The sequence below is a fragment of the Pseudomonas sp. MWU347 genome (genome assembly GCF_017947305.1).
In the GTDB taxonomy this organism is placed as follows: Bacteria; Pseudomonadota; Gammaproteobacteria; order Pseudomonadales; family Pseudomonadaceae; genus Aquipseudomonas; species Aquipseudomonas putida_A.
The window spans coordinates 492,327-504,877 of record NZ_JAFGZB010000005.1 but is presented as its reverse complement, the minus strand read 5'-3'; the positions used below and the strand labels follow the sequence as shown (position 1 = coordinate 504,877).

9 protein-coding genes are annotated in these 12,551 nt (G+C 61.4%); 4 read left to right on the top strand and 5 right to left on the bottom strand.

Features of this window, described 5'->3' with window-relative positions:
- Positions 1 to 78: 78 nt before the first annotated feature.
- Positions 79 to 294, bottom strand: a complete 216-nt coding sequence (locus KCG87_RS13970; RefSeq protein WP_003223300.1) for a ribosome modulation factor — start codon at positions 292 to 294, stop codon at positions 79 to 81.
- A 532-nt stretch (positions 295 to 826) separates the two neighbouring features.
- On the opposite strand from KCG87_RS13970, the gene rlmKL reads away from it, so the two are divergent.
- Both rlmKL and KCG87_RS13960 read left to right on the top strand, forming a co-directional pair.
- Positions 827 to 3,097, top strand: coding sequence for a bifunctional 23S rRNA (guanine(2069)-N(7))-methyltransferase RlmK/23S rRNA (guanine(2445)-N(2))-methyltransferase RlmL (rlmKL, locus tag KCG87_RS13965; protein WP_210557464.1), 2,271 nt, complete (start codon positions 827 to 829; stop codon positions 3,095 to 3,097).
- Between the two features lie 149 nt (positions 3,098 to 3,246).
- Positions 3,247 to 5,634: a diguanylate cyclase gene (locus KCG87_RS13960; protein ID WP_210557467.1), complete on the top strand. Its 2,388-nt coding sequence runs from the start codon at positions 3,247 to 3,249 to the stop codon at positions 5,632 to 5,634.
- Positions 5,635 to 5,759: 125 nt separating this feature from the next.
- Here the strand turns inward: KCG87_RS13960 and dacB are convergent, their stop codons facing one another.
- Positions 5,760 to 7,220, bottom strand: coding sequence for a D-alanyl-D-alanine carboxypeptidase/D-alanyl-D-alanine-endopeptidase (gene dacB / locus KCG87_RS13955; protein ID WP_086794912.1), 1,461 nt, complete (start codon positions 7,218 to 7,220; stop codon positions 5,760 to 5,762).
- Positions 7,221 to 7,455: 235 nt separating this feature from the next.
- On the opposite strand from dacB, the gene KCG87_RS13950 reads away from it, so the two are divergent.
- On the top strand, positions 7,456 to 7,800 hold the full coding sequence (locus KCG87_RS13950) for a YggL family protein (RefSeq protein WP_210557468.1): 345 nt from the start codon (positions 7,456 to 7,458) through the stop codon (positions 7,798 to 7,800).
- Between the two features lie 37 nt (positions 7,801 to 7,837).
- Here KCG87_RS13950 and KCG87_RS13945 read toward each other — a convergent pair whose 3' ends face one another.
- Positions 7,838 to 9,034: a benzoate/H(+) symporter BenE family transporter gene (locus tag KCG87_RS13945; protein WP_210557469.1), complete on the bottom strand. Its 1,197-nt coding sequence runs from the start codon at positions 9,032 to 9,034 to the stop codon at positions 7,838 to 7,840.
- A 360-nt stretch (positions 9,035 to 9,394) separates the two neighbouring features.
- Between KCG87_RS13945 and KCG87_RS13940 the strand changes: the two genes are divergently transcribed.
- Positions 9,395 to 10,159, top strand: coding sequence for a GntR family transcriptional regulator (locus KCG87_RS13940; protein WP_007961054.1), 765 nt, complete (start codon positions 9,395 to 9,397; stop codon positions 10,157 to 10,159).
- A 183-nt stretch (positions 10,160 to 10,342) separates the two neighbouring features.
- Here KCG87_RS13940 and guaD read toward each other — a convergent pair whose 3' ends face one another.
- Both guaD and xdhC read right to left on the bottom strand, forming a co-directional pair.
- A complete protein-coding gene (guaD, locus tag KCG87_RS13935; protein WP_139055673.1) occupies positions 10,343 to 11,647 on the bottom strand; it encodes a guanine deaminase in 1,305 nt (434 codons plus the stop codon).
- A gap of 13 nt (positions 11,648 to 11,660) precedes the next feature.
- Positions 11,661 to 12,518 (bottom strand): xanthine dehydrogenase accessory protein XdhC, encoded by an 858-nt coding sequence (gene xdhC / locus KCG87_RS13930; RefSeq protein ID WP_210557470.1) that lies wholly within the window; start codon positions 12,516 to 12,518, stop codon positions 11,661 to 11,663.
- Between the last annotated feature and the right edge of the window lie 33 nt (positions 12,519 to 12,551).

Sequence of the window (12,551 nt, the reverse complement as noted above, 5' to 3'; positions counted from 1 at the left end):
GCAGCCCGCCGTCCGGGAAGGACGTGCATGGTAAGTCGCTAAAAATTCAGATTGTCGTGTTGCAATAAGTGCCCTGTGTCAGCCGACGGCGTGAAGTTCGTTGAGTCTGTGGATCCCCGCAGTGCCGGTCATACCGTCCCAGTTGTCGCCGCGTCCTTCTCGCCAGCCGTTGATCCAGGCTTGGCGTACCGACGGTAGAGTAAATGGGCAAAGCTCGCGGGATTTGCCACCAACGCCATATTGATATCCGCGCAAAAATGCTCTTTCCAACGGATCACGCTTAAGTCTTCTCATAGGGTGTTTCCCTCACTTGTTGACTGTTTTCGTCGCGTTGACCTCAACCGAGGTCTGGCAGAAAAAACTCTGCCGTTGGGCGGCTCGCTGCCGGCGTGGCGAGCCAAGGTGTTGACGCCGTTGCGACGTCAACCTGTGGTCAGTTCTAACCAATGAGTCACACCGAGGGAATGATCGTTTTGTCATAAGGACGTAACGAAAATAGTGCTACAGCCATAAGTAACGACGGGTTTCATGAACGTTTTTTCAGCAAACCCCGGTATGATCGGCCCCGCACTGGATGATGGGGTTAATCCTTTAGTGAGAATGACCCACGTTTACGCTGGGGTAATATTCGACGAAGGGTTGCTTTGAGTCATTTTGTTTCATCAACTTTAATACCTGTCCTTGCATCTAAGCTCTTTTAACCCGAGCAGCGGGGATGGAACGGCACACCTTCGTGCCACGCGGGCGCTCTTTTAGAAAAGCGCCTGATTGAAATCCGGATCGGCAATGCGTTGTCGATTCACTAGCCAAAGGCTCTGGAAATACCATGTCCGACCGTTTCGAACTCTTCCTCACTTGCCCCAAAGGCCTTGAAGGCCTGCTCATCGAGGAAGCCGTCGGGCTTGGCCTTGAAGACGCCCGCGAGCACACCTCCGCCGTGCGTGGCATGGCGACCATGGAAACCGCTTATCGCCTGTGCCTGTGGTCGCGTCTGGCCAACCGGGTGCTGCTGGTGCTCAAGCGCTTCCCGATGAAAGACGCTGAAGACCTGTACCACGGCGTGCTTGACGTCGAGTGGCAGGATCACATGCTCGCCGACGGCACTCTGGCCGTCGAATTCAGCGGCCACGGCTCGGGCATCGACAACACCCACTTCGGTGCGCTGAAAGTCAAAGACGCCATCGTCGACAAACTGCGTACCCCGCAAGGCGACCGTCCGTCGATCGACAAGCTCAACCCGGATCTGCGCATTCACCTGCGCCTGGATCGCGGCGAAGCGATCCTGTCCCTCGACCTTTCCGGCCACAGCCTGCATCAGCGCGGTTACCGCTTGCAGCAGGGCGCGGCGCCGCTGAAGGAAAACCTCGCGGCAGCGATCCTGATCCGTTCCGGCTGGCCGCGCATTGCGGCCGAAGGCGGCGCGCTGGCTGACCCGATGTGCGGTGTCGGTACGTTCCTCGTCGAAGCCGGGATGATCGCCGCCGACATGGCGCCGAACCTGCGCCGCGAGCAGTGGGGCTTTACCGCATGGCTCGGCCACGTTCCGGCGCTGTGGAAAAAACTCCATGAAGCAGCGGTCGAACGCGCCGCTGCCGGTCTGGCCAAGCCGCCGCTGTGGATTCGCGGTTACGAAGCCGACCCGCGGCTGATTCAGCCGGGCCGTAATAACGTCGAACGCGCCGGTCTGAGCGAGTGGATCAAGATCTATCAGGGCGAAGTCGCGACCTTCGAGCCGCGTCCGGACCAGAACCAGAAAGGCCTGGTGATCTGCAACCCGCCGTACGGCGAGCGTCTGGGCGACGAAGCCAGCCTGCTCTATCTCTACCAGAACCTCGGCGAGCGCCTGCGACAGGCCTGCCTGAACTGGGAAGCGGCGGTATTCACCGGCGCCCCGGATCTGGGCAAGCGCATGGGCATTCGCAGCCACAAACAGTATTCGTTCTGGAACGGCGCGCTGCCGTGCAAACTGTTGCTGATCAAGGTGCTGCCGGACCAGTTCGTCACCGGCGAGCGGCGGACTCCGGAACAGCGTCAGGCCGAGCGCGAGCAAGCAGCCTACGATCAGACCCCGAACGAGCCGCAAGAGCGCAAGTTCAACAAGAACGGCAACCCGATCAAACCGACGCCAGCCCCGGCGCCAGTGGTCGAGCAGCCGCGCCTGAGCGAAGGCGGGCAGATGTTTGCCAACCGCCTGCAGAAAAACCTCAAGGCGATGAGCAAGTGGGTCAAGCGCGAAGGCATCGACTGCTACCGCGTCTACGATGCCGACATGCCGGAATACGCCATGGCCATCGACCTGTACCACGACTGGGTGCACGTGCAGGAATACGCCGCGCCGAAGTCGATCGATCCGGAAAAGGCCTCGGCGCGCATGTTCGATGCCCTGGCGGCGATCCCGCAGGCGCTGAACGTCGACAAGAGCCGCGTGGTGGTCAAACGCCGCGAGCGGCAGAGCGGCACCAAGCAATACGAGCGTCAGGCGGCGCAGGGCAAGTTCAATGAGGTCAGCGAAGGCGGCGTCAAGCTGCTGGTGAACCTCACTGACTATCTCGACACCGGGCTGTTCCTCGATCACCGGCCAATGCGCATGCGCATTCAGAAAGAGGCGGCCGGCAAGCGCTTCCTCAATCTGTTCTGCTACACCGCGACCGCCAGTGTGCATGCGGCCAAGGGCGGTGCGCGCAGCACCACCAGCGTCGACCTGTCGAAGACTTACCTCGACTGGGCGCGGCGCAACCTGTCGCTGAACGGCTTCTCCGACAAGAACCGTCTGGAGCAGGGCGACGTGATGGCGTGGCTGGAAAGCAGCCGCGACGAGTACGACCTGATCTTCATCGACCCGCCGACCTTCTCCAACTCCAAGCGCATGGAAGGTATCTTCGACGTGCAGCGTGATCAGGTGCAGTTGATCGACCTGGCCATGGCACGTCTGGCGCCGGGTGGCGTGCTGTACTTCTCCAACAACTTCCGCAAGTTCCAGCTGGAGGAGAACCTGGCCGAGCGTTACGCGGTCGAGGAAATCAGCGCGCAGACCATCGATCCGGATTTTGCCCGTAACACCAAGATCCACCGCGCCTGGAAAATCACGGCTCGTTGACGCTTGGGCGGGTTGGATCCACAGAGCCTTGATTTTTAAAGGCTCTTGGATCCGATCAGCGCTAGCCAAATTAATGGCTAATAGCTATAACTCAACTCATGGCCAATGGGGTTTTTCCCCCCGAAACAATGGCGTCGTGAGTTGCCCCTATGTCGTTGCACCCCGTGCGCCCAAAGATTCTGGGTTTTATCAGCGAAGACGTCTCGGCCTGGCTGGTCGCGCTGCTGGTATTGCTCGCCGGCGGGATTCTCACGGGGCTGCTCGCCTGGGCCACCCTCAATCAGTTTCACCATCAACTGCGCCAACGCTTCCAGCTGCTGGCCAATGAGCGTTACAGCCGCATCGAAGAACGTTTCCAGGATCAGGAACAGCGTCTCGACGGCCTGCGCCGTTTCTTCGCCAACTCCGATTCGGTCTCACGCAGCGAATTCGACGGCTATGCCAAACCGCTTCTATTACGCACCCAGGCCTATTCCTATGCGCCGCGGGTCAGCCGTGCCGAACGCCCGGCGGTCGAACAGGCCGTGCGTAACGAAGGCTTCAGTACCTTCACCTTTCGTGAACTGAACGCTGACGATCAGTTGCAGACCGCCGCTGATCGCCCCGAATACGTACCGGTGATCTACACCCAGAGCCTCAGTCGCTTGCCCACACCGCTGGGTTACGACTTGCTGGCGCAACCGCTGCGCCGGGCGACGCTGGAACGCGCCGACCGCACCGGGCACATGGTGGTGTCGCAGCCATTGCATCTGGTGGGGATTGATCCGGCGTATGCCCGGGGCGTCTTGCTGCTGGCGCCGGTCACCCGTGAAGGGGCGCTGAAAGGGCCGCCGCAAGGCTATGTGATGGCGGTGATCAGCATGCAGCAGTTGCTGGCCGACGGACTGCCGGAGGAGCACCAGGATTTCCTCAATGTCCGCATTCTCGACCTGTCCACCGATGAACAGCATGAAGTGCTCTACGAGTCCGCCAACCAGGCCGGGGCCAGTGATCTGTCCGCCACACGTCTGTTGCGCATGGCCGACCATGACTATCAAGTGGATATGCAGCCCAGCGAAGCGTTTCTGCAGGCCAACCATTCGTCAATCAGCAGCCTGGTGGTGCTGGGGGCGCTGCTGAGTCTGTTGCTCAGCGCACTGCTTTACGTGCTGGTCAGTCAACGCCAGCGCGCCTTGCGCATGGTCGAACTGCGCACGCAGGAACTGCACGCCCGCGAGCAGGAATTGCGCGGCACCCACGGTCAGTTGCGTGGCGTGCTGAATGCCGCAACCCAGGTGGCAATCATCGCCACCGACCTGCGCGGGGTGATCAACACCTTCAACCCCGGCGCCGAACAGATGCTCGGCTACAGCAGCGCTGATGTGGTCGGCCACATGACTCTGGAGAACCTGCATCTGCCGCGAGAGCTGGCCGCGCGTTCGGCGGAGTTGAGTGCGCGTTATGGCAAGAGCATTCCGACCTGCCACGCGATGCTGGTCGAGGGCGGCGAGGTCGGCGGTCATGAGGCGCGTGAGTGGACGCTGGTGCGCAGCGACGGCAGTCATCTGCCGGTGAACATGCTCGCCACCCCGGTGCTCGATGAGCAGGGGTTGTGGGTCGGGCATCTGGCGATCTGCATCGACATCACCGAGCGCAAGCGCGTACACGAGGCGCTGGCGGCGCGCGATGTATTGCTGAAAAAGCTCAGCGCGCACGTGCCCGGCGGCATCTATCAATTCAAGATGGAGTTCGACGGGCGCTTCAGCGTGATCTACGCCAGCGATGGCATCCGCGAGATCTACGAGCTGGAGCCGGACGTGCTGCTGCTCAATGCCGAGGCGATTTTCACCCGCATCCATCCACAAGACGTCTCGCGAGTGCGCAGCTCGATCCGTGCTTCGGCAGACAGCCTCAGCCCATGGCGCGAGGAATACCGTGTGCAGTTGCCCGAGCGCGGCCTGCGCTGGGTGCGCGGCGAGGCGACGCCGGAAGAGCTGCCGGGCGGCGGCGTGCTGTGGCACGGCTACATCTCGGACATTTCCGACTTGAAACGGGTGGAAGAGGAATTGCGGGCGCTGTCGGTCACCGACTCGCTGACCGGCATCCACAACCGCCGCTACTTCCAGGAACGCCTGACCACCGAAATGGCCCGGGTCGAACGCGGCGGTGGCGAGCTGTCGGTGATCATGCTCGACATCGACCACTTCAAACGCATCAACGACCAGTACGGCCATGCCGTGGGCGACCGGGTGCTGCAGGCGGTGTGCGAGCGCATCGGCCATCGTTTACGGCGGACTGATGTGTTCTGTCGCCTGGGCGGCGAGGAGTTCATGGTGCTGTGCCCGGACATCGACGGCGAGCATGCGTACATGCTGGCGGTGGAATTGTGGCAAGGCCTGCGCAGCGCGCCGGTGGATGTGGTCGGGGTGGTGACGGCCAGTTTCGGCATCGCCAGCTGGCGCCCGGGGGAGGGCGCGGATGCGCTGCTGCTGCGCGCGGATTCGGGGGTGTATGCGGCGAAGCAGGGCGGGCGCGATCGGGTCGAGCAGATGAGCTGAGCCTTGGCACGATCTACCTGTGGGAGCGGGCTTGCTCGCGAAAGCGGTGTGTCAGCCAGCAAAAATACTGACTGATCTGACGCCTTCGCGAGCAAGCCCACTCCCACATTAGAGCGGCTGTGTTTTTACAGGGCCGAAGCGGTCTGCGGCAGGCGCGGCTGCTTGTACAGATCCAGCAGCACCTGATCCAGCACCGACGACGCGCCGAACGGCGCCTTGTCGTTGAGGATCGCCACCACCGCCCAGGTATTGCCGTTGACGTCGCGGCTGAAGCCGGCGATGGCGCGCACGGTGTTCAGGGTGCCGGTCTTGACGTGGGCCTCGCCGCGCATCGCGGTGGTCTTCAGGCGTTTGCGCATGGTGCCGTCGGTGCCGGCAATCGGCAGCGAGCTGATGTACTCGGCGGCGTACGGGCTGTGCCAGGCGGCTTGCAGCATGTTGGCCATCTCGCGGGCGCTGACGCGTTCGGCGCGCGACAGCCCGGAGCCGTTCTCCATCACCAGGTGCGGCGCGGTGATACCTTTCTTCGCCAGCCACTGGCGGACTACGCGTTGTGCGGCCTTGGCGTCGTCACCGTCGGCTTCGTTGCGGTACTTCTGACCGAGGCTCAGGAACAGCTGCTGAGCCATGGTGTTGTTACTGTATTTGTTGATGTCGCGGATGATTTCCGCCAGATCCGGCGAGTAGGCGCGGGCCAGCAGCTTGGCGCTGCTCGGGGTCGCGGCGAGGCGATCCTTGCCCTGGATGCTGCCGCCCAGTTCCTTCCAGATCGCACGCACGGCACCGGCGGTGTAGGTCGCGTGGTCGAGCAGCGACAAATAAGTCTGCGAGCTGCAGCCATCTCCCAATTGACCGGCGACGGTCACGGTCACGCTGCCGTCAGGCTGGGTCACCGGGTTGTAGCGCACACCACCGGTGCACTGCTTGGAGTTGAGCGCCTTGACCGTATTTTCGATACGCACGCTGGCAATCGGCGGCTCCACCGAGATCAGCACCCGGCCCCCGTCATTGCGCGCGACGAAGCGCAGGGCCTTGAGGTTGACCAGCAGCGAGTCCGGTTTGACCAGGAACGGCTTGTTCTCGTCATTGCCGTCGTCGTTGAACTCGGGCAGTTGCGGCTGGATGAAGAAGCTGCGGTCGAGGATCAGGTCGCCGGTGACCTGGGTCACGCCGTTGGCGCGGAGGTCGCGCATCAGCAGCCAGAGTTTTTCCATGTTCAGCTTCGGATCGCCGCCGCCCTTGAGGTACAGGTTGCCGTTGAGAATGCCGCCACTGAGGTCGCCGTCGGTGTAGAACTCGGTTTTCCACTGATGGTTGGGGCCGAGCATTTCCAGCGAGGCGTAGGTGGTGACCAGTTTCATGGTCGAGGCCGGGTTGACCGAGACGTCGGCGTTATACACGGTCGGATTGCCCGGGCCGTCGAGCGGAATCATCACCAGCGACAGTGCAGTCGGCTGCAGCTTGCTGGCCTTGAGGGCTTTTTCGACGTTAGGGGTGAGGGCGGTATTGATAGTGGCAGCGGCAACCGGCAGGGCCAGGGGCAGAAGAAGGCCGGCGAGAAAGAGAGGACGCAACGATTTGATCATATGAAATAAAACCCTGCAGAAGAGGGGGAAAATAACGAGGGCATGGATGAAAAAGCCCTCAGTGGTCATGAAAGTGTCGGCATTATGCCCCAAGGTGTAACAGCTTGTGCCTTGCCCGGGGCGGCCATTTCGTTATTTTTTTTACAGGCGGTCGGCCACCGTACCCAGAGAGTCGGGCAATTGACCGCTTAAACTGGTAAAGTGCCGGCCGTTATTACTTAAGAGGATTGTTCCAATGGCGACTAACCGTTCCCAGCGTCTGCGCAAAAAACTGTGCGTCGATGAATTTCAAGAGCTGGGTTTCGAACTGAACCTGGGCTTCAAAGAAGACCTGTCCGAAGAAGCCATTGACGCTTTCCTCGAAGCATTCATCAAAGAAGCCATGGAAGCCAACGGTCTGGGCTATGTCGGCGGCGACGACTTCGGTCTGGTTTGCCTGCAGAAGCGTGGCTCGGTCAACGAAGAGCAGCGCGCTGCCGTTGAAGCCTGGCTGAAAAACCGTAGCGAACTGACCGGCATGACCGTCAGCCCGCTGCTGGACGTATGGTATCCGGAAAAGCCGATCAACGCGGCCAAGTGATACTGAAAAAAACGGCGACCTGAGGGTCGCCGTTTTTTTATGCCTGGGTTTTGCGCCAGTTGAGGATCAGCAAGGTCAGTACCCCCGCGACAATCCCCCAGAACGCCGAGCCGATGGAAAACAGCGTCAGCCCCGACGCCGTGACCATGAAGGTGATCAGCGCTGCCTCGCGTTCCTTGACCTCGGTCATGGCAATGCTCAGGCCATTGATGATCGAGCCGAACAGCGCCAGCGCGGCAATCGACAGCACCAGTTCTTTTGGCAACGCGGCAAACAGCGCCGCCAACGTAGCGCCGAATACGCCGGCAATCCCGTAAAAAATCCCGCACCAGACGGCGGCGGTGTAGCGTTTGTTGCGATCCTCATGGGCGTGCGGCCCGGTACAGATCGCCGCGCTGATCGCCGCGAGGTTGATGCCGTGGGAGCCGAATGGCGCCAGCAACAGCGAGGCGATGCCGGTGCTGGTGATCAGTGGCGAGGCGGGCACGTTGTAGCCGTCGGCGCGCAGCACGGCGATGCCGGGCATGTTCTGCGAAGTCATCGCCACCACGAACAACGGAATGCCGATGCTGATGGTCGCGGCCAGCGAGAAGTGCGGCGTGGTCCAGACTGGCGTCGCCAGTTCCAGGTGGAAACCGCTGAAATCCAGCAGGCTCATGAAGCCCGACAGCGCGGTGCCGATCAGTAGCGCAGCCAGTACCGCGTAACGCGGTGACAGCCGTTTGACCAGCAGATAAGTGAAGAACATCCCTAGCACCAGCCCGGTGCGGTGTTGCGCGGCGACGAAGATTTCGCTGCCGATCTTGAACAGAATCCCCGCCAGCAACGCTGCCGCCAGCGACGCCGGGATCTTCTTCACCAAGCGTTCGAAGCTGCCGGTCAGCCCGCAAATCGTCACCAGCACCGCGCAGGTGATGTAGGCGCCAATGGCCTCGCCGTAGCTGACGCCACCGAGACTGGTGATCAACAACGCCGCGCCGGGCGTCGACCAGGCGATGGTGATTGGCGTGCGATAGCGCAGCGACAGGCCGATCGAGCACACCGCCATGCCGATCGAGATCGCCCAGATCCACGAGGAAATCTGCCCGCTGCTCAGGCCCGCCGCTTGCCCGGCCTGGAACATCAGCACCAGCGAACTGGTGTAGCCGGTCATCATCGCGATGAAACCGGCGACGATGGCCGAGGGCGAAGTGTCGGCGAGGGGGCGCAGGCGGGTGTAGGTGGCGTCGTTCATGACGGCGGTGTTCCTTATACAGATGGAGATGTCCGCAATTACCCATGAATCCCTGGGGGAGCGGGCTTGCTCGCGAAAGCGCTGGGCCAGTAAAGGCAGATGTCGCCTGACACACCGCCTTCGCGAGCAAGCCCGCTCCCACAGGAGAGTTGTGTTCTGGCTGCGGATTATGCGATCAAGCCTAAACTCAATCGTAACGGATCGTTGCAATACAGCCGTGGTCACAAACAGCCATACAGTCGTGTTGCCACCATCCATTGTGTACAATCGCGCTGTTTTTTACGCGATACTTGCCAGCGACCTACTGTGCCGTATTACAGTCACGGTCTATTCGCCGCAGTTCTCCCGACTCGAGTGCCCATGAACGAACAGTTGCAACCCCTCAAGAAACAACCGCGAGCAGGCAAAGCCGGCCGCAGCGGAACCCAGGACGATATTGTCTACGCACATATCTTCGAGGCTATCCTCGAACAGCGTCTGGCGCCCGGCACAAAATTGAGCGAAGAAGCGCTGGGGGAAATCTTCGGGGTCAGCCGCACCATCATTCGCCGCGCGCTGTCGCGTCTGGCCCATGAAGGCGTGGTCCTGTTGCGGCCGAACCGTGGCGCGGTGGTCGCCAGCCCGAGCGTTGAAGAAGCACGTCAGGTGTTCATGGCCCGCCGTCTGGTGGAGCGCGCGATTACCGAACTGGCCGTGCAGCACGCCACCGCCGAGCAGATCGCCGAATTGCGTCAGATGGTCAACGACGAGCGCGACAGTTTCTCCCGTGGCGATCGCGGTGCCGGTATCCGTCTGTCGGGCGAATTCCATCTGAAACTAGCCGAAGCGGCGAAGAACGCGCCACTGATCAGCTTCCAGCGCAGCCTGGTCTCGCAGACCTCGCTGATCATCGCCCAGTATGAAAGCGGCAACCGCTCGCATTGCTCCTACGACGAGCACACTCAGTTGATCGACGCCATCGAAGCGCGCAACGGTGAGCTGGCAGTGGACCTGATGATGCATCACATGGATCACATCGACAGCAAGCTCAACCTCGATGAGGAGAGTGCGTCGGATGATTTGCATGCGGTGTTCTCGCATTTGTTGCAGACCAAGAAGCCTGGGCGCCCTGCGGCGAAACTCTGACTGATACCGAGTCGCGGCCTTCGCGAGCAAGCCCGCTCCCACATTGGATCTTCAGTGAATATAAAATTTGGCATCGACTGAGATCCCCTGTGGGAGCGGGCTTGCTCGCGAATACGGTCTGATAGGCAACAAAAATCCCCCGGGGCTAACACCACCGGGGGATTTTTTATGCCTTGAAAAAACTCAGCGCTGATGCACCAAAGCCCCCGCCGCATACGTCTGCTGCACCGTGCGGTCATCGCCCAGTGTCATCAGCACAAACAACGTTTCGGCAATGTTGTTAGCCTGTTTCAGGCGATAGCTGAGCAGTGGCGTGGCGTTGTAATCCAGCACCAGGAAGTCCGCATCGGAACCCGGTTGCAGGTTGCCGATCTTGTCTTCCAGACGCAGTGCCCGCGCACCGCCCAGCGTCGCCAGGTACAGCGACTTGAACGGACTCAACCGCGCACCCTGCAACTGCATGACTTTGTAGGCTTCGTTCAGCGTTTGCAGCAGCGAGAAGCTGGTGCCGCCGCCGACGTCAGTGCCGAGACCGACGTTGAGCTTGTGCTTCTCGGCCATCGGCAGATTGAACAAACCACTGCCGAGGAAGAAGTTCGAGGTCGGGCAGAACGAGATCGCCGAGCCGGTTTCCGCCAGTCGCGCACATTCGTCGTCGCACAGGTGCACGCCGTGGGCGAACACCGAGCGTTCGCCGAGCAGCTTGTAGTGATCGTAAACGTCGAGGTAACCCTTGCGCTCCGGGAACAGTTCCTTGACCCACTCGATTTCCTTAAGGTTTTCGCTGATGTGGGTCTGCATGTACAGATCCGGGTATTCGGTCAACAGCTGGCCGGCGAGGGTCAGTTGCTCCGGGGTGCTGGTAGGAGCGAAACGCGGGGTGACCGCGTAGTGCAGGCGGCCCTTGCCATGCCAGCGTTCGATCAGCGCCTTGCTCTCGACGTAGCTCGATTCGGCGGTGTCGGTCAGATAGTCCGGCGCGTTGCGGTCCATCATCACCTTGCCGGCGATCATCCGCAGGTCGAGCTTCTCGGCCGCCTCGAAGAATGAGTTCACCGACTGCGGGTGCACGCTGCCGAATACCAGCGCGGTGGTGGTGCCGTTGCGCAGCAGTTCCTTGATGAAGATATCGGCCACGTCGTCGGCGTGGGCCTTGTCACCGAACTGGCTTTCGCACGGGAAGGTGTAGGTGTTGAGCCAATCCAGCAGTTGCTCGCCGTAGGCCCCGACCATGCCGGTTTGCGGCAGGTGGATGTGGGTGTCGATGAAGCCCGGGGTGATCAGCGCGTCCTGATAGTGGGTGATCTCGATGTCCGCCGGCAGGGTCGGCAGCAGGTCGCTGGCGTGGCCGAGGGCGCTGATCTTGCCGCCATCGACCACCAGCAGGCCGTCCTCGAAATATTCGTAGGAGGCTTCGATCCCGACTTCGGCGGGGTCGGCGATGCTGTGCAGGATGGCGGCGCGGTAGGCTTTGCGAGTCAGAGGCATGAGGGTTCTCTAATCAGTTTGAGGCTTTGAGTTTGGCGGCCTGACTGCGCCGCGAAACCGGCAGCAGTCTGGCAATCGGTTCGGCGCTGGCGCTGTGCTGGCCGAAATTGGCGTTATAGGTGGCGATGATTTCGCCGGCGATGGAGATGGCGATTTCCACAGGCAGTTTGCCTTTGACTTCGCCAATGCCCATCGGGCAGCGCATGCGTTGCACGACGCCGCTGTCGAAACCGCGATCACGCAGGCGATGTTCGAACTTGGCCCGTTTGGTCTTCGAACCGATCAGGCCGAAGTAAGCGAAGTCGTCGCGCTTGAGGATCGCGGCAGTGAGTTCCAGGTCGAGCTGATGGTTGTGGGTCATGACGATGCAATAGCTGCCGGCGGGCAGATCGTCGATTTCATCCACAGGCTCTTCGGCGACGATTTTACGCACGCCGTGGGGGATCTGTTCGGGGAATTCCTCTTCCCGCGAATCGATCCAGCGCACCCGGCACGGCAGGCTGGCGAGCAACGGTACCAGCGCACGGCCGACGTGCCCGGCGCCGAACACCGCGATCTGCGCCTGCACCTGGCCCATCGGTTCGAACAGCAACACGGTGGCGCCGCCGCAGCACTGGCCGAGGCTGGCGCCGAGGCTGAAGCGCTCCAGATGGGTGTCCTGCTTGCCGCTGGCGAGCATCTCGCGGGCGATCTGCATGGCTTTGTATTCCAGATGCCCGCCACCGATGGTGTCGAAGGTCTGTTTCGCGCTGACGACCATCTTCGAGCCGGCGTTGCGCGGGGTCGAGCCAAGTTCTTCGATGATCGTCACCAGAACGCAGGGTTCGCCCTGGTTCTGCAGGTCGGCGAGGGCGTCGATCCAGTTGTACATAGTTCACCCCTACAACATCGTTGTCTGTTCGGG